The 14,284-nt window shown below is 60.5% G+C and carries 13 protein-coding genes, 1 pseudogene and 1 other annotated feature; of the genes and pseudogenes, 11 read left to right on the top strand and 3 right to left on the bottom strand.

Annotated features, from left to right (window positions below):
* Positions 1 to 53: 53 nt before the first annotated feature.
* The 5 genes from rimI (at position 54) to H8711_RS04400 (ending at position 5,542) form a co-directional block, all read left to right on the top strand.
* Entirely contained in the window at positions 54 to 509 is a 456-nt protein-coding gene (gene rimI, locus H8711_RS04420) for a ribosomal protein S18-alanine N-acetyltransferase (RefSeq protein WP_249282333.1), read from the top strand.
* A 172-nt stretch (positions 510 to 681) separates the two neighbouring features.
* On the top strand, positions 682 to 1,707 hold the full coding sequence (tsaD, locus tag H8711_RS04415; RefSeq protein ID WP_249282332.1) for a tRNA (adenosine(37)-N6)-threonylcarbamoyltransferase complex transferase subunit TsaD: 1,026 nt from the start codon (positions 682 to 684) through the stop codon (positions 1,705 to 1,707).
* A 17-nt stretch (positions 1,708 to 1,724) separates the two neighbouring features.
* On the top strand, positions 1,725 to 1,916 hold the full coding sequence (locus H8711_RS04410) for a hypothetical protein (RefSeq protein WP_249282331.1): 192 nt from the start codon (positions 1,725 to 1,727) through the stop codon (positions 1,914 to 1,916).
* Between the two features lie 200 nt (positions 1,917 to 2,116).
* Positions 2,117 to 3,892 (top strand): phosphoenolpyruvate carboxykinase (GTP), encoded by a 1,776-nt coding sequence (locus H8711_RS04405; protein ID WP_249282330.1) that lies wholly within the window; start codon positions 2,117 to 2,119, stop codon positions 3,890 to 3,892.
* 249 nt (positions 3,893 to 4,141) lie between these two features.
* A complete protein-coding gene (locus H8711_RS04400; protein ID WP_249282329.1) occupies positions 4,142 to 5,542 on the top strand; it encodes an NCS2 family permease in 1,401 nt (466 codons plus the stop codon).
* A gap of 55 nt (positions 5,543 to 5,597) precedes the next feature.
* Here the strand turns inward: H8711_RS04400 and nrdG are convergent, their stop codons facing one another.
* The 3 genes and pseudogenes from nrdG to H8711_RS04385 form a co-directional block, all read right to left on the bottom strand.
* On the bottom strand, positions 5,598 to 6,101 hold the full coding sequence (gene nrdG, locus H8711_RS04395; protein WP_249282328.1) for an anaerobic ribonucleoside-triphosphate reductase activating protein: 504 nt from the start codon (positions 6,099 to 6,101) through the stop codon (positions 5,598 to 5,600).
* Positions 6,101 to 6,226: pseudogene (gene nrdD, locus H8711_RS04390) on the bottom strand (anaerobic ribonucleoside-triphosphate reductase); the annotation flags it as partial. The gene nrdG and the pseudogene nrdD, both read right to left, overlap by 1 nt.
* A gap of 91 nt (positions 6,227 to 6,317) precedes the next feature.
* Positions 6,318 to 8,633, bottom strand: coding sequence for an anaerobic ribonucleoside triphosphate reductase (locus H8711_RS04385; RefSeq protein ID WP_249282326.1), 2,316 nt, complete (start codon positions 8,631 to 8,633; stop codon positions 6,318 to 6,320).
* 914 nt (positions 8,634 to 9,547) lie between these two features.
* On the opposite strand from H8711_RS04385, the gene H8711_RS04380 reads away from it, so the two are divergent.
* From H8711_RS04380 to rplL, 6 genes are all read left to right on the top strand, one after another.
* Positions 9,548 to 9,805: a (2Fe-2S) ferredoxin domain-containing protein gene (locus H8711_RS04380; RefSeq protein ID WP_249282325.1), complete on the top strand. Its 258-nt coding sequence runs from the start codon at positions 9,548 to 9,550 to the stop codon at positions 9,803 to 9,805.
* 1 nt (position 9,806) lies between these two features.
* Positions 9,807 to 11,516, top strand: coding sequence for a [Fe-Fe] hydrogenase large subunit C-terminal domain-containing protein (locus H8711_RS04375; protein WP_249282324.1), 1,710 nt, complete (start codon positions 9,807 to 9,809; stop codon positions 11,514 to 11,516).
* A gap of 7 nt (positions 11,517 to 11,523) precedes the next feature.
* Positions 11,524 to 12,696: a SpoIIE family protein phosphatase gene (locus H8711_RS04370; RefSeq protein WP_249282323.1), complete on the top strand. Its 1,173-nt coding sequence runs from the start codon at positions 11,524 to 11,526 to the stop codon at positions 12,694 to 12,696.
* Between the two features lie 19 nt (positions 12,697 to 12,715).
* Complete coding sequence (locus tag H8711_RS04365; protein ID WP_249282322.1) at positions 12,716 to 12,991, top strand: hypothetical protein; 276 nt, start codon at positions 12,716 to 12,718, stop codon at positions 12,989 to 12,991.
* Positions 12,992 to 13,037: 46 nt separating this feature from the next.
* Positions 13,038 to 13,197: a sequence feature (ribosomal protein L10 leader region), on the top strand.
* A 78-nt stretch (positions 13,198 to 13,275) separates the two neighbouring features.
* Positions 13,276 to 13,824, top strand: coding sequence for a 50S ribosomal protein L10 (gene rplJ, locus H8711_RS04360; RefSeq protein ID WP_249282321.1), 549 nt, complete (start codon positions 13,276 to 13,278; stop codon positions 13,822 to 13,824).
* A gap of 69 nt (positions 13,825 to 13,893) precedes the next feature.
* Positions 13,894 to 14,271, top strand: a complete 378-nt coding sequence (gene rplL, locus H8711_RS04355) for a 50S ribosomal protein L7/L12 (RefSeq protein ID WP_249282320.1) — start codon at positions 13,894 to 13,896, stop codon at positions 14,269 to 14,271.
* Positions 14,272 to 14,284 lie beyond the last annotated feature (13 nt).

Raw genomic sequence — 14,284 nt, 5'->3', positions numbered from 1 at the left:
GCTGGGGCCATGCATCCGGCAATCCGGTCCCACAGCAAGAAGGAGATAGATCAGTGGACATAGAAGGCCGAAGTATTACTATCACGCCCATGCGCCAGGAGCACATCGAGCGTCTGGCGGAGATTGAAACCGAATGCTTTTCCACCCCCTGGAGCGACGAGTCGCTGGCTGCCGAGCTCTCCAACCCTCTCGCGGTGTTTTTGGTGGCTCTGTGTGACGGCGAGATCGCCGGTTATGTGGGGATGACCCAGGTGATTGACGAGGGGTACCTCGCCAACCTCGCGGTGACCGAACGGTTCCGCCGTCGCGGCGTGGCCAAAGCGTTGCTGGACGAGCTCATCTGCCTGGCCAAGGAGAATGACCTGAGCTTCATCACCCTGGAGGTGCGCCGCTCCAACGAGGTTGCGCGGCGGCTGTACGAAAATTTTGATTTTGACGAGGTGGGCGTGCGCCCCGATTTTTACGTCAATCCGGTCGAGGATGCGATTCTCATGACCCGCATCTTTTGACCGGGCATGCGCCCGGCGGCGATGCCGGGGAGGTCCCGCTGTAAAATCCCCGCCGCTCTGCCCGAAGCTGCCGGGGCACCCTGCCACCCGCACCCTTTGACCGGGCATGCGCCCGGCGGCGACGCCGGGGAGGCGCGGCCAGCAATCTGACTATGATAAGGAAGTACCGCATTTGAAACTGTTAGCAATAGAATCGTCCTGCGACGAAACCGCCGCCGCCGTAGTGGAGGACGGGCGCCTTGTCCGCTCGTCGGTGATCCACTCGCAGGTGGCGGAGCATCAACAATACGGCGGCGTGGTGCCTGAGATCGCCTCGCGCCGCCACGCGGAATCGATCATCCCGGTGGTGGACAAGGCCCTGCTCGACGCGGGCGTGAGCCTCGGCGGGATCGACGCGATCGCCGTGACCTACGCGCCCGGCCTGATCGGCGCGCTGCTGGTGGGGGTGAACTTCGCCAAGGGCCTGGCGCTTGCGAGCGGCAAGCCGCTGGTGCCGGTGCACCACATCCGCGGTCACATCGCCGCCAACTACATCACCCACCCGGATCTGGAGCCGCCCTTTCTCTGCCTGGTGGCCTCGGGCGGGCACAGCCACATCGTCAACGTGCGCGGCTACACCGAGTTTGAGGTGATCGGCCGCACCCGCGACGACGCGGCGGGCGAGGCGTTCGATAAGGCCGCGCGCTCGATGGGGTTTTGTTACCCCGGCGGGGTGTATATCGACCGGGCCGCGCAGTCCGGCAACCCCAAGGCCTACCGCCTGCCGATCCCCCGTGTGGAGGGCAGCCCGTTTGACCTGAGCTTTTCCGGGCTCAAGACGGCGGTGGTCAATCTCGTGCACAACGCATCCCAAAAGGGCGAGGCGATCGACAACAACGACCTGGCCGCGTCCTTCCAGGCCACCGTCTGCCGCATCCTCACCGACAAGCTGATGCTCGCCGCCGAGCACACCGGCGCGCGGGTGATCGTGGGCGCGGGCGGTGTATGCGCCAACAGCGGCCTGCGCACCTCCCTTCAGGCGGCGTGTGACCAGCGCGGCTACCGGCTCTATCTGCCCGAGCTCGCCCTGTGCGGCGACAATGCGGCCATGATCGGCGCGCAGGGGTATTACGAGGCGGTCGCGGGCTGCACGGCCTCGCTCTCGCTCAACGCCTGCGCCACCCGGCCCATCGATTCCCCCTATTCCCGCATAATTTGAAACCGGAGGTAAACACTATGAACAAATCGTTTGTCTGCGTGCTCTCGGCTATGTTTCTGCTGCTCGGCGTGGTGATCGGCTTCCTGATGGCGCCCATCAAGAAGGGGGTCTACTGCGGCAACAACAATGGCAACCATTATTTCCCGGGCGACGGCTATTGCGACGGGGAACCGGATGAGGACGAAAGCGAGGACGACATTCCCTTTTAATGCGAAATTTCACCACCCTGCGGTCACTTTCCGATCAAAAGGGTGGTGATTTTTTATGGAACTTTGAAGTTTTTGTTACATTTTTAACAAATAGTGAATTTTTTGCGTTTCCTCATTGCAAATTGCATTCGAGACAGCTATAATGTATTTGTGGAAAATTTGGTTTATCCGACACAAAGTCGGCGAAAGGAGATAGCATCATGGCACTTACGAATAACAAAAATGTGCTCAAATGGGTGGACGAAATGGTCGCCCTGTGCAAACCCGACCAGGTCGTCTGGATCGACGGCAGCGACGAGCAGCTCAAAGGCCTGCGCGATCAGGCGATCGCCACCGGCGAGATGGAAGCTCTGAATGAAGAGAAGCTGCCCGGCTGCCTGCTGCACCGCACCAACCCCAACGACGTTGCGCGCGTGGAGGCCCGCACCTTCATCTGCTCCAGAGAGAAAGAGAACGCCGGCCCCACCAACAACTGGTGCGACCCCAAAGAGATGTATGCGAAGCTGACCCCGATGTATGACGGCGTGATGAAGGGCCGCACCATGTATGTTATCCCCTATTCGATGGGCCCGATCGGTTCCCCCCTGGCCAAGGTGGGCGTCGAGCTGACCGACTCGATCTATGTCGTGCTCAATATGGATATCATGACCCGCATGGGCAAGCAGGCGTTTGAGAACCTGGGCGAAACCTCCGACGACTTCGTGCGCGGCCTGCACTCCAAGGCGGATGTCGACCCCGAGAACCGCTACATCGTCCACTTCCCCGAGGACAACACCATCTGGAGCATCAACTCCGGTTACGGCGGCAACGTGTTGCTGGGCAAAAAGTGCTTCGCGCTGCGCATCGCCTCCTACCAGGGCTGGAAAGAGGGCTGGATGGCCGAGCATATGCTGATCCTGGGCATCGAGAACCCGCAGGGCGAGGTCACCTACGTCTGCGCTGCGTTCCCCTCGGCCTGCGGCAAGACCAACCTGGCCATGCTCGTTCCCCCCGAGGTGTATGCGAAGCAGGGTTACAAGGTCTGGACGGTCGGCGACGACATCGCCTGGCTCAAACAGGGCAAGGACGGCCGCCTGTACGCCATCAACCCGGAGAACGGCTTCTTTGGCGTGGCGCCCGGCACCAACATGAAGTCCAACCCCAACGCACTGAAATCCACCATGAAGAACACCATCTTCACCAACGTGGTGAAAAACCTGGACGACAACACCGTGTGGTGGGAAGGCCTGGACAAGAACCCGCCGGAGCATGCGCTTGAGTGGACCGGAAAACCCTGGAACGGCAAAACTTCCACCGAGAAGGGCGCGCATCCCAACTCCCGCTTCACCGCTCCCGCAGTCAACTGCCCCTGCATCAGCAAGGAGTTCAACAACCCCGAGGGCGTGCCGATCTCCGCGATGATCTTCGGCGGCCGCCGCGCCAAGACCGCTCCGCTGGTCTATCAGTCGCGCGACTGGAAACACGGCGTGTTCGTCGGCTCCACCATGGCGTCTGAAACCACCGCCGCTGCGACCGGCGCTGTGGGCGTTGTGCGCCGCGACCCGATGGCCATGCTGCCGTTCTGCGGTTACCATATGGGCGACTACTTCCAGCACTGGCTGGATATGGGCGAGAAGCTCGGCGACAAGGCCCCCAAAATCTTCAACGTCAACTGGTTCCGCACCGACGACGAAGGCCACTTCATCTGGCCGGGCTTCGGCGACAATATGCGTGTGCTGATGTGGATTGTGGACCGCTGCAAGGGCAAGGCCGACGCGGTGGAGACCCCGATCGGCTACGAGCCCAAGCCCGAGGATATCAACCTCGAGGGCCTGGATATCGATGTTGAGACCGTCAAGGGCCTGCTGAACGTCGATAAGGACCTGTGGAAGGAAGAGGCCAAGGGCATCCGCGAGTTCTACGGGAAGTTCGGCGACAAGCTGCCCAAGGAGCTGGTCGAACAGCTGGATACTCTGGAAGCCAACCTGAACAAATAATTCTGATCCTCGATCAGACCGCCGCCCGGGGGACGCCTTCCGGGCGGCTTTTTTCGCGCATTTTCCCGCTGGAAGGAAATGATTTTACATTTTATCGCCAGACCTATTGCAAGATTATGGGCAGTTGTGCTAAAATTGAAGTTGATAATAAATTATTAATAGTATGACTTTTTGTCCCTGTCTGTTTGACACGGCGCGGTGGCTGGCGCCGGTGTCCGGAAATAAAACAATTCTTAGGAGGGTCCCCGTATGTTGGAAAACTATTTTCAGCTCAAGCAACACGGCACCACGGTAAGAACCGAAATTGTGGCCGGTCTTACCACATTCTTCACAATGGCGTACATCATCGTTGTCAACCCCGGTATGCTCTCGATGGGCGACGGCCAGATTTACAACGGCGTTTTCTTCGCCACCTGTCTTTCGGCCTTCATCGGAACCATGCTCATGGCGTTCTTGGCCAAAATCCCCTTTGCGCAGGCCTCCGGCATGGGTCTCAACGCCTTCTTCGCCTTCACTGTGATGCCCGCCATGGTGCGCGTCACCGGGAAGGAACTCAGCGTGGTTGAACAGTACCAGTGCGCGCTGGCCATCGTCTTTATGTCGGGCCTGCTGTTCATCGTCATCACCGTGATCGGTGCGCGTGAGGCGATTGTCAAGGCCATCCCGGCCAACGTCAAAATCGCCATCAGCGGCGGTATCGGCCTGTTCCTCGCCTACCTGGGCTTCCAGAACGCGAAGATCGTCGTCGCCGATCCCTCCACGCAGGTCGCCCTCATCAACTTCTCGCAGCTCGGCAACCCCGAGATGCATGTGGATGTGATGGGCGCGATCCTCGCCATCCTGGGTGTGTTCATCATCGCGGCTCTCTACAAGCTCAAGGTGAAGGGCTCCATCCTGATCGGCATCATCATCACCGCCATCCTGGCCTACTTCCCCTTCGGCGTCGCCACCCTGCCGGAGAACTTCTCGATCAACTTCGCCGCGCAGGCCAAGGATTTTTGGGATGTCTCCCTGTTCCGTCTGGACTTTGCCACCCTGTTTGCGGGTAAAAATATCGCTTCCACCATCACCACCGTGCTGGTGCTCATCCTCTCCTTCTCGATGGTGGACATGTTTGACACCATCGGCACCCTGCTGGGCACCGCGGGCCAGGCGGGCCTGCTCGACAAGGACGGCAACATGCCCCGCATGAAACCCGCCCTGCTGTCCGACGCCATCGCCACCGCGTCCGGCGCCCTGCTGGGTACCTCCACCGTCACCACCTTCGTGGAATCCTCCTCCGGTATCGCAGAGGGCGGCCGCACCGGCCTGACCTCTTTGACCACCGCGATCTGTTTCCTGCTCGCGTTGATCGCGGCGCCCTTTGTCGGCCTGATTCCGAGCGTAGCCACCGCTCCCGCACTGATCTTCGTCGGCGCGCTGATGCTCAGCGGCCTGAAGAACATGAACTTCGACGACATCTCCGAGTCGATCCCCGGGTTCCTCACCGTCGCTATGATGCCGCTCACCTACTCCATTGCAAACGGCATCGGCTTCGGCCTGATCTCCCACTGCCTGATCAAACTGTTCTCCGGCAAAGTCAGGGAGACCTCCTGGATCACCTGGTTGCTGTCCTTCTTCTTTATCCTGAAGTTTGTTCTGGCCATTTAACTGACCGGTGCATAAAAGAAGCCCCCATCCAAATGGATGGGGGCTTCTTTTCGTCTCAAAGCTCGGTTGTCACAACCTCGCCCTCCCGCCGCGTGGCGGCGAGATCCACGATCCGCTGGTTGCGGCTGCCGCGGAATTGCAGGGTCAGGTCGCGCTCAGCCAGCACAAACCGACCGTCCACCAGGTAGTCGCACAGCTCCAGCAGCTCGCCCACAGCCGGGCGTTCCTTCGCCAGATCCAGCAGCTCCTCGTAGGTGTAGCCGCTGTAGGCCATCAGGCCGAGGCCGCGCGCCTTTACCTCGCGCGCCAGCCCGCACAGCGCTTCCGGCTGGCAGAACGGCTCCCCGCCCGAGAAGGTCACGCCGGAGAGCAGCGGGTTTTTGTCGATCTCGTCGAGAATCCGCTGGGGATCGCAGTCGTAGCCGCCCGCAAAGTCGTGCGACTGCGGGTTGTGGCAGCTGGGGCAGTGGTGGGGGCACCCCTGCACAAACACCACAAAGCGAAAGCCGGGGCCGTCCACGATCGACTCGCGCACCACCCCGGCCAGACGCAGCGGCATCACAGCTGCTCAAGGCCGCTGTCCAGGCCGTGTTTCACGCGGTCGCGCTCTTCGGCGCGCTTGGCGTTGTTGAAGCGGTCCACGGTGCCCACCAGATAACCGGTGATGCGGCGGATGCGCTCGAAGCCGACCCCTTCGCCGACCGTTTGGGTTGCAGGATTGTAGTTGTAGCTCATAATCGGTTCCTCCTTAATAATTCAGATAAAAGCAGTATCGTCACATGGGATTGACGGTGCGGTCGCGCTCCTCGTTGATATCGCCGCAGTAGCCGCAGGTGTCCGCCCCGCCGCGCCACACGCCCAGGCGGCGCAGGGTTTCCACGCTCACCGGCTCGCCCTCGCGGCGGCCGCAGCGCGGGCATACGTCGTCGATGATGCCGGTGTAGCCGCAGACCGGGTCGCGGTCCACCGGGTGGTTGATCGAACCGTAGCCGACGCCGCACTCCTTCATGCAGCGCACCACCCGCTCAAACGCATCCAGGTTTTTGCAGGGGTCGCCGTCCAGCTCGACATAGGTGATGTGCCCGCCGTTGGTTAACGCGTGGTAGGGCGCCTCGAGGCGGATCTTATCGAAGGCCGAAATGTTGAAATACACCGGGATATGGAACGAGTTGGTGTAGTATTCGCGGTCGGTCACGCCCGGGATCGCGCCGTAGCGCTCGCGGTCCATGCGGACAAACCGGCCGGAAAGGCCCTCCGCCGGGGTGGCGATCAGCGAGAAGTTGAAGCCGGTGCGGCGGGTCTCCTCATCCATGCGCTTGCGCATATAGCCCACAATGTCGAGGCCCAGGTTCTGCGCCTCGGCACTCTCGCCGTGGTGCTTGCCGATCAGCGCCTTGAGGCACTCGGCGAGGCCGATAAAGCCCAGCGTGAGGGTGCCGTGCTTGAGCACCTCCCCCACCGTATCCTCGGGGCCGAGCTTGTCGGAATCCAGCCAGATGCCCTGACCCATCAGGAAGGGGTAGTTCTTCACCTTCTTGGCGGCCTGGATTTGATAGCGCTCCATCAGCTGATCGATCACAAGGCCGATCTTGCGGTCGAGATCCTCAAAGAAGAGGTCCACATCCCCCTTGGCCTTGATGGCCATGCGGGGCAGGTTGATGGAGGTGAAGCTGAGGTTGCCGCGCCCCCCCACCACCTCGCGGGTGGGGTCGTAGGCGTTTCCGATCACGCGGGTGCGGCAGCCCATATAAGCCGCCTCGGTGTTGTGGTCGCCGGGCTTGTAATACTGCGCGTTGAACGGCGCGTCCAAAAAGGAAAAGTTGGGGAACAGCCGCTTGGCGGACACCTTGCAGGCCAGCTTGAACAGGTCGTAGTTGGGGTCGCCCTCGTTGTAGTTGATCCCCTCCTTCACCTTGAAGATGTGGATGGGGAAGATGGGCGTCTCGCCGTTGCCCAAGCCCGCCTCGGTGGCGAGCAGCACGCTCTCGATCACCAGCCGCCCCTCGGGCGAGGTATCGGTGCCGTAGTTGATGGAGGAGAACGGAATCTGCGCGCCCGCGCGGGAGTGCATGGTGTTGAGGTTATGTACCAGCGCCTCCATCGCCTGATAGGTGGAACGGCGGGTCTCCTGGAGCGCGTAGCGGCGCGCGGTTTCGCGCACCCGCTCCACCTGTTCGGCGGGGATCAGCTCCGCCAGTAGCGGCGCTTCCAAGTCGCGGTAGCCGTTGTCGTCAGCCAACACCGGGGACGCCCCGTGCTCCCGCTCGATTCGTTTGCAGAGCTGCTTGGCGGCCTCCTGCCCATTTTCCACACCGCAGAGCACCTCCATCACCTTGCCCAGGTTGGCGAGGTACTGCCGCCGGTAGGTCTTGCGCACGCCGGGCGCCATGCCGTAATCGAAATTCGGGATGCTCTGCCCGCCGTGCTGGTCGTTCTGGTTGGACTGAATGGCGATACAGGCCAGCGCCGTATAGCTCTGGATGTCGTTGGGTTCGCGCAAAAAGCCGTGTCCGGTGGAAAACCCGCCGCGGAACAGCTTTTCAATGTCGATCTGACAGCAGGTGGTGGTGAGGGTGAGAAAGTCCAGATCGTGGATGTGGATATCCCCCTCGGCATGGGCTTTGGCGTGCGCGGGGTTGAGCACAAACATCTCATAGAACTGCTTCGCGCCCTCGCTGCCGTATTTGAGCATGGTGCCCATGGCGGTGTCGCCGTCGATGTTGGCGTTTTCCCGCTTCACGTCGTTGTCCGACGCCTCTTTAAAGGTGAGGTCCTCGTAGACCTTCATCAGGCGGGTGTTGCTCTCCCGCACACGGGTGCGCTCGGCGCGGTAAAGGATGTACTCCTTGGCCGTGCGGGCGTGCCCCTGCTCAATCAGAATCTTTTCCACCGCGTCCTGAATCTGTTCCACGGTGGGTTCCGTCAAATTCTGGTCCTTCTCCAGATAGTCCGCCACATCCTGGGCGATGCGCAGCGCCATCTCGTGGTCGCGCCCACCCAGCGCCTGCGCCGCCTTGTAGATGGCGGTAGCGATCTTCTCGATGTCGAACTCCACACTGCGCCCGTCGCGCTTGACAATGTTTGCGATCATGCCATTCCCTCCACTGAGCTATCTCCTGTTCTTTACTACATTTGTATATGAAAACGCAATGCATACACAACATATTGTGTTTCGTCCGTAAGAGTACTTGTCTATCATATCCTTTTCGCAATTCCTTGTCAATTGATAAATGCACAATTTTTAGCGTCGATTTTTCTGGAAACTACCAGATCCAGCGGTTTTTGCCCCGGACAAAAAGAAAAAAGCCCCCTGCCAAGCGGTTCGGGCCTTTTGGTGATTTCTCCCACAATGGGATGGGAAGAAAAACAGAGTAAAAAACCTCCGTCCCAGCGCTAGCGCTATGGCAGAGGTATATCCCCAGCGGAGGCCGGACGGGCAAGGGGGTCGCTGCCTGGAACACTGGCAAATGGGCATCCTTGCCCGCCGGACCCACCGCGAGGAAACAAAAAACAACGCCCGTGAAGTTCCCCTGAAACGCCCCGTGCTCCCGGCGATGCGCAGACTGCCAGCTTGTCAAAATTTTGTAAAAAGAATAGATCGAATTCCTATCCATATCGTCACTGTGCTGCTGCGGGGCGCGGCGGTCTCCCACCCTCCTGGGATCCCTCCGAGCGATTTTCTCTATTTTTTATAGCTTCACAGAGCGGAGCTATAAAAATGCCCATGTGGCGGCTCCGCCCAGCCGGCAAAGCGGCCGGATGCGCGAAAAAATAGTTGCTTTGTAACTATTTTTATTATACTGGGAAAAGCCAAGGTTTGCAATAGGGCAAACGAAATTTGCGAAACTTTGTTCTTTTGCCGCAGAACCCACCCAGAAATCGCGGGATTCTATTGAATTTCGCGGGCGAGTACGGTATCATAAAATCGTGGATTCGCGGGAAACGCCGCGAACGCCGGCGAAACAACAAACCGGGGCGCGCCCCCGATGGAAAGGATGCACAGTCATGATTGAAGTAAGCGTGTGCGTGGGGAGCTCCTGCCATATGCGCGGCTCCTACCAGGTGATCAAGACGTTCACCGACCTGATTAAGCGCAACGACCTCGAGGACGTGGTGAAGCTCAAGGCGGCGTTCTGCATGGGTCACTGCCTCAACGGCATCGCCATCACGGTGAACGGCGAGGCGGTGGACAACGTCGGCTTTGCCAACGCCGAACAGGTATTCTACGACAAAATCTATCCGCTTGCAAAGGAGGGCGCGTGAGATGAGCGTGATCGAACTCAACCCCACCAACTGCCGCAACTGCTATAAATGTATCCGCGAGTGCCCCATCAAGGCGATCGCCTTCAAGGACGGCCGCGCCAAGATCATCGACAAGGAGTGCATCCTGTGCGGCATCTGCGTGCAGAGCTGCCCGCAGAACGCCAAATATATCCGCAACGACGTGGACGAGGTGAAATCGCTGCTGCGCCTGGGCAAGCCGGTCTATGCGTCGGTCGCGCCGTCCTGGCAGGGCTGGTACGGCACCGACGACTTCAGCGTCCTGTCCGCCGCGCTCAAAAAGCTGGGCTTTGCGGGCGTGGAGGAAACCGCGATCGGCGCGGCCGAGACCAGCCGCGAGTACGCCGAGCTGATGGAAAAGGGCTCGATGAAGAACATCATCGGCACCGCCTGTGCGTCGGTGGTGATGCTGATCGAGCGCAAATACCCTGAGCTCATCAAGATGCTGTCGCCTGTCTCCTCGCCAATGATGGCGCACGCGCGCCTGATGCGCGAGAGCTACGGCGACATCAAGGTGGTGTTCATCGGCCCCTGCCTCTCGAAGAAGGACGAGGCAGCCGACCCGCTCGCGGGCGGGCTGGTGAACGTGGCGCTCACCTTCTCGTCGGTCGACCGGTGGATGGCCGAGCAAGGGGTGCGCCTGGAGCAGGAGGACCACGAGGCGGTGGGCGTGCGGAACGCGGTCGCCCGCCTGTACCCCAAGCCGCGCGGCATCCTGGCCACCATCCCCAAGGAGCGCTACGGCGATTACCGCCCGATCGCGGTGGACGGCATCTTCCGCTGCATCGAGGTGTTCGACGCGATCCAGAACGGCGAGCTGGACCACGTGTTTGTCGAGGCCAACATCTGCGCGGGCGGCTGCCTGGGCGGCCCGATCATGCGCATGGGCGGCAAGCGCGCCATGCTGCTGGAAGAAAAGATATCCGGGGAGGCCCTCCCCCACGACGCGCGTCCCGCGCTCTCCGCCAGCGCACAGTACCCGCACCCGCGGGTGTTCGCCAACCGATCGGACAAGGCGCCCGAGCCCTCCGAGGCGGAGATCCGCCAGATTCTGGCGCGCATTGGCAAATACACCCCTGAGCAGGAGCTCAACTGCGGCAGCTGCGGCTACCCCACCTGCCGCGCCAAGGCGGTGGCGGTCTACCAGGGCAAGGCGGACATCAACATGTGCCTGCCCTTCTTCCGCGACCGCGCCGAAAACCTTTCCAACATGGTGATGGAGCACAGCCCCAACGCGATCATCGCCTTTGACAACGACCTGCTGGTGCAGGAGCTCAACCCCTCCGCCGAGGAGATGTTCGGCGCGGCGCGCGCGGATATCATCGGCCTGCCCCTCCCCGAGTTCTACGGCGAGACCGCCTTCGACGAGGCGCGGGATTCCGGCAAGATCGTCACCCGGCGCAGCAAGCTGTTCCGCAACGACCATGCGGCCGAGGAGACGTTCATCTACATCAAGGAGCACAACATGTACCTGGTGTTCGTCAAGGACATCTCGGACGATGAGAAGCGCCAGGAGGAGCTGGCCCAGCTGCGCGCCCACACCATCGACACCGCGCAGCAGGTCATCGACAAGCAGATGCGGGTGGCGCAGGAAATCGCAAGCCTGCTGGGTGAGACCACCGCGGAGACCAAGGTGGCGCTCACCAACCTGAAGAAGTCGATGGCGGGCCCGGAGTCCGCGGACAGAAAGTGAGGGCGCTATGGAACTGTTTGTAGACGCCGCTTACGAGAGCCTCAACCACTACGGCGAGGAGCTGTGCGGGGACAAGGTGGAATTTGTGCGCAACGACAAGCGCTTTATGGCCGTGCTGGCCGACGGGCTGGGCAGCGGGGTGAAGGCGAACATCCTCTCCACCCTCACCAGCAAGATCATCGCCACCATGATGAGCAGCGGCGCTTCGCTGAGCGACGCGGTGGAGACGATCGCCAGCACCCTGCCGGTGTGCAGCGAGCGCGGCATCGCCTACTCCACCTTCACCATTGTGAATGTCGGCAAGACCGGCCACGTGCGCACCGCCGAGTTCGACAACCCCAACCTCATCTATTTTAAGGGCAACACCATCACCGATATCGAGCGCACCGAGCTCGACATCGGCGGTAAAAAGGTGTTTGTCAGCGACTTTTACGCGGAGAACGGCGACACCATTATCACCTTTTCGGACGGCGTGGTGCACGCGGGGGTGGGCGCGCTGCTCGACCTCGGCTGGCAGTACGACAACATCGTCAAGTACATCACCGAAAACTTCTCCAGCGATATGGCCCCGGTGGTGGTCTGCCGCAAGCTGCTGGGCGCGGTGAACACCCTGTATATGGGCAAGCCGGGGGATGACTCCACCGTGTGCACCCTCAAGCTCAAGCCCAACCGCCCCGCCTTTGTGATGGTGGGCCCGCCCCGCGACCCCAACATGGACAAGGTCGTGGTGGACAAGCTGATGTACTCCGGCGGGCTCAAGGTGGTGTGCGGCGGCACCACCTCGCAGATCGTCAGCCGCGTCACCGGGCGCGAGCTGGAGGTGCTGCTCGACTATGAAAACCCCGCCGTGCCGCCCACCGCGCGCATCCCGGGCATCGACCTGGTGACTGAGGGCGTGCTCACCCTGGGCAAATGCCTCGATATCATCAAGAATATGAACGAGGCGGACAGCGACAGTTGGGACATGTACTCGCTCAACAAGAAGGACGGCGCGTCCGAGTTGACCCGCCTGCTGCTTCAGGACAGCACCGAGGTGCACTTCCTGGTGGGGCGCGCGCTCAATCCCGCGCACCAGAACCCGGGGATGCCCGTCTCCCTGAGCCTCAAATTCAACCTCATCAAGGAGCTGGCCGCCGAGATCGAAAAGACCGGCAAAAAGGTCACGGTGGAATATTTTTAACCGAAAGGGGGAACCGCCCATGCGGATGACCGAACAGACCGAAAGCGGCGCTTACCGCGTGGCGCGCGAGGCCGTGCGGCCCGTGGAGGGCGGCTACGCCGGGGACGCGGTGGAGCGCCTGGCAAAGTTTGAGGACCTGCGCGAGGAGCTGGAAGCCGCGCAGGAGGAGCTCTCGCGCAAAATGGCGCCGCTGCGCGCGGCCGGGCGGACAAGCTCCGCCCAATTCCGCGAGCTGATGGGCAAAAAACTGATGAACAGCCAGATTCTGCTGCTGCTCAGCCGGCGGGGGCTGTGACGTTATTTTTCAAAAGGGCTTGACAAGCCGCCGCAAATCGCATATAATAAATAAGCTGTTTATTCCTTAGACAGCAGGTGTCGCAAGACATAACGGGAAACCGCCTGCCGAGGAGAGACTTGTAATCGATGATATCGCGCCTGACGGCGCGTTTGCGGTTGCGCTCTTTTCGCTTTTGGCGGAAGGGGCGCTTTTTGATTGTTCCCCTGCCCTTGTGCTATAGAATCATTTCGGTAAACGGATGATTGGATAGATTCATTTCGTCGATCAGGAGGTGAACGATTTTGCCAAGTGAGAAAGTATTACAAAGCAAAAAGGAAATTGTAGCGGAGCTGCGCAGCAAGCTGGACAGCGCTGCGGCGGGTGTCCTGGTGGATTACAAGGGCATCACAGTTGCAGACGACACCAAGCTGCGCAAGGAGCTGCGCGAGGCGGGCGTGGAATACAAGGTTGTGAAAAACACTCTGCTGCGCTTTGCGGCTCAGGACACGAGCTTTTCTGAGATCTGCTCGGTGCTCGACGGCACCACCGCGCTGGCGATTTCCACGGACGACGTGGTTGCACCTGCAAAGATTCTGGGCAAATTTGCTGAGGATTCCAAAGGCAAATTCCAGATCAAAGCGGGCTTCATGGACGGCAAGTACATGGATGTCAATGAAGTCATGGCGCTTTCCAAACTGCCCGGCAAGGAGCAGCTGCTCTGCATGTTGCTCAGCGCCCTCAACGGCAACATCCGCGGTCTGGCTGTCGCGCTCAATGCGATTGCCGAGAAAGCGGGCGAGCCTGCCGCTGCGGAACCCGCTGCGGAGGAACCCACCAACGAGCCCTCGTAATTGCGGCTCTCTTCTCATGAGCATCTAAATGTGGGGATGCAAAAAAATTATTTTAGGAGGTAAGCTAACATGGCTTCTGAGAAAATTCTGAAATTTGTAGAAGATATCAAAGCTCTGACCGTTCTCGAGCTCAACGAGCTGGTCAAAGCGATCGAGGAGGAGTTCGGCGTTTCCGCTGCTGCTCCCGTGATGATGGCTGGCGCTGCTGCTGCGGCTGCTCCGGCTGCTGACGAGAAAACCGAGTTTGACGTGGTTCTGACCAGCGCGGGCGCTTCCAAGATGGGCGTCATCAAACTGGTGAAGGAGATCACCGGCCTGGGCCTGAAAGAGGCGAAAGAGCTGGTTGACAACGCTCCCAAGACCATCAAAGAGGCTGTCTCCAAGTCTGACGCCGACGAGATGAAGAAAAAGCTGGAGGAAGCGGGCGCTTCTGTCGAGCTGAAATAAGTCTCAGCGCTTC

This window comes from Ligaoa zhengdingensis, assembly GCF_014384885.1.
Lineage (GTDB): Bacteria > Bacillota > Clostridia > Oscillospirales > Ruminococcaceae > Ligaoa > Ligaoa zhengdingensis.
Note: the sequence above shows the minus strand (reverse complement) of the source record. Positions and strands in the feature narration are given on the sequence as shown.

Excerpts from the sequence above, each read along its gene's own strand:
- H8711_RS04410 (WP_249282331.1), top strand. The coding sequence starts at position 1,725 with ATGAACAAATCGTTTGTCTGCGTGCTCTCGGCTATGTTTCTGCTGCTC.
- H8711_RS04405 (WP_249282330.1), top strand. The coding sequence starts at position 2,117 with ATGGCACTTACGAATAACAAAAATGTGCTCAAATGGGTGGACGAAATG.
- H8711_RS04400 (WP_249282329.1), top strand. The coding sequence starts at position 4,142 with ATGTTGGAAAACTATTTTCAGCTCAAGCAACACGGCACCACGGTAAGA.
- nrdG (WP_249282328.1), bottom strand. The coding sequence starts at position 6,101 with ATGCCGCTGCGTCTGGCCGGGGTGGTGCGCGAGTCGATCGTGGACGGC.
- H8711_RS04385 (WP_249282326.1), bottom strand. The coding sequence starts at position 8,633 with ATGATCGCAAACATTGTCAAGCGCGACGGGCGCAGTGTGGAGTTCGAC.
- H8711_RS04380 (WP_249282325.1), top strand. The coding sequence starts at position 9,548 with ATGATTGAAGTAAGCGTGTGCGTGGGGAGCTCCTGCCATATGCGCGGC.
- H8711_RS04375 (WP_249282324.1), top strand. The coding sequence starts at position 9,807 with ATGAGCGTGATCGAACTCAACCCCACCAACTGCCGCAACTGCTATAAA.
- H8711_RS04370 (WP_249282323.1), top strand. The coding sequence starts at position 11,524 with ATGGAACTGTTTGTAGACGCCGCTTACGAGAGCCTCAACCACTACGGC.
- H8711_RS04365 (WP_249282322.1), top strand. The coding sequence starts at position 12,716 with ATGCGGATGACCGAACAGACCGAAAGCGGCGCTTACCGCGTGGCGCGC.
- rplL (WP_249282320.1), top strand. The coding sequence starts at position 13,894 with ATGGCTTCTGAGAAAATTCTGAAATTTGTAGAAGATATCAAAGCTCTG.